The organism is Candidatus Litorirhabdus singularis, from assembly GCF_026262625.1.
GTDB lineage: Bacteria > Pseudomonadota > Gammaproteobacteria > Pseudomonadales > Halieaceae > Litorirhabdus > Litorirhabdus singularis.
Window position 1 is genome coordinate 1 of the sequence record NZ_SHNN01000011.1, and the last position, 2500, is coordinate 2500.

Here is a 2500-nt window from a genome sequence, read left to right on the forward strand (position 1 = left end):
TCAAGAGCAATTCGAGTTCTGACTGTGACTTGCGCACATCCAACCGAAGTCGTTTTTTGCAAAATTACTTAGATTATATGGTCAAGCCTCACGGGCAATTAGTACTGGTTAGCTCAACGCCTCACAGCGCTTACACACCCAGCCTATCAACGTCGTAGTCTTCGACGGCCCTTCAGGGGAATTAAATTCCCAGGGAGAACTAATCTTGGGAGGGGCTTCCCGCTTAGATGCTTTCAGCGGTTATCCTGTCCGAACGTAGCTACCCGGCAATGCATCTGGCGATACAACCGGAACACCAGAGGTTCGTCCACTCCGGTCCTCTCGTACTAGGAGCAGCTTCCCTCAATTCTCCAACGCCCACGGCAGATAGGGACCGAACTGTCTCACGACGTTCTAAACCCAGCTCGCGTACCACTTTAAATGGCGAACAGCCATACCCTTGGGACCGGCTTCAGCCCCAGGATGTGATGAGCCGACATCGAGGTGCCAAACACCGCCGTCGATGTGAACTCTTGGGCGGTATCAGCCTGTTATCCCCGGAGTACCTTTTATCCGTTGAGCGATGGCCCTTCCATACAGAACCACCGGATCACTAAGACCTACTTTCGTACCTGCTCGACTTGTCAGTCTCGCAGTCAAGCGCGCTTGTGCCTTTACACTAACCTCATGATTTCCGACCATGATTAGCGCACCTTCGTGCTCCTCCGTTACTCTTTGGGAGGAGACCGCCCCAGTCAAACTACCCACCACACACTGTCCTCGATCCAGATAATGGACCTGAGTTAGAACCTCAATATTATCAGGCTGGTATTTCAAGGTTGACTCCACGATGGCTAGCGCCACCGCTTCAAAGTCTCCCAGCTATCCTACACAAATAAGATCAAAGTCCCGTGTGAAGCTATAGTAAAGGTTCACGGGGTCTTTCCGTCTAGCCGCGGGTATACGGCATCTTAACCGCAATTTCAATTTCACTGAGTCTCGGGTGGAGACAGTGTGGCCATCGTTACGCCATTCGTGCAGGTCGGAACTTACCCGACAAGGAATTTCGCTACCTTAGGACCGTTATAGTTACGGCCGCCGTTTACCGGGGCTTCGATCAAGAGCTTCTCCGAAGATAACCCCATCAATTAACCTTCCGGCACCGGGCAGGCGTCACACCCTATACGTCCACTTACGTGTTTGCAGAGTGCTATGTTTTTAATAAACAGTCGCAGCCACCTGGTCACTTCGACCGGCCTCAGCTCAGGGAGCAAGTCCCATCACCAAAACCGGCGTACCTTCTCCCGAAGTTACGGTACCATTTTGCCTAGTTCCTTCACCCGAGTTCTCTCAAGCGCCTTGGTATTCTCTACCTGATCACCTGTGTCGGTTTACAGTACGGTTACTCTTTACCTGAAGCTTAGAGGATTTTCCTGGAAGCATGGCATCAACAACTTCACATGAGCTTGCGCAAATGCTCGTCATCAGCTCTCGGCCTTAAAGAAACCCGGATTTACCTAAGTCTCAAGCCTACAACCTTAAACGCGGACAACCAACGCCGCGCTTGCCTAGCCTTCTCCGTCCCCCCATCGCAGTAAAAAGCAGCGCAGGAATGTTAACCTGCTTCCCATCGACTACGCATGTCTGCCTCGCCTTAGGGGCCGCCTAACCCTGTCCCGATTAGCGTTGGACAGGAAACCTTGATCTTCCGGCGGGGAGGTTTTTCACCCCCCTTATCGTTACTCATGTCAGCATTCGCACTTCTGATACCTCCAGCAGACTTCTCAATCCACCTTCAACAGCTTACAGAACGCTCCTCTACCATGCCTATAACCCAAAGGTTATAAGCATCCGCAGCTTCGGTTACCAGTTTAGCCCCGTTATATCTTCCGCGCAGGCCGACTCGACTAGTGAGCTATTACGCTTTCTTTAAAGGGTGGCTGCTTCTAAGCCAACCTCCTAGCTGTCTGTGCCTTCCCACATCGTTTCCCACTTAACTGGTATTGGGGACCTTAGCTGGCGGTCTGGGTTGTTGCCCTCTCGACAACGGACGTTAGCACCCGCTGTCTGTCTGCCGTGATTGTACTCCTGGGTATTCGGAGTTTGCATGGGGTTGGTAAGTCGGGATGACCCCCTAGCCCAAACAGTGCTCTACCCCCCAGGGTAAGACACGACGCTCTACCTAAATAGATTTCGAGGAGAACCAGCTATCTCCGGGCTTGATTAGCCTTTCACTCCGATCCACAGCTCATCCCCTCATTTTTCAACATAAGTGGGTTCGGGCCTCCAGTCAGTGTTACCTAACCTTCACCCTGGCCATGGATAGATCGCCCGGTTTCGGGTCTATTGCCTGCAACTAAGTCGCCCTATTAAGACTCGGTTTCCCTACGCCTCCCCTATTCGGTTAAGCTCGCTACAGACAATAAGTCGCTGACCCATTATACAAAAGGTACGCAGTCACAGAACAAGTCTGCTCCCACTGCTTGTACGCATACGGTTTCAGGATCTATTTCACTCCCCT

The 2500-nt window shown here is 51.9% G+C and carries 1 rRNA gene (cut by a window edge); it reads right to left on the bottom strand.

Annotation, left to right across the window (positions count from 1 at the left end):
* Positions 1-77: 77 nt before the first annotated feature.
* Positions 78-2500, bottom strand: a 23S ribosomal RNA gene (locus EYC98_RS21610) (it continues 494 nt past the right edge of the window).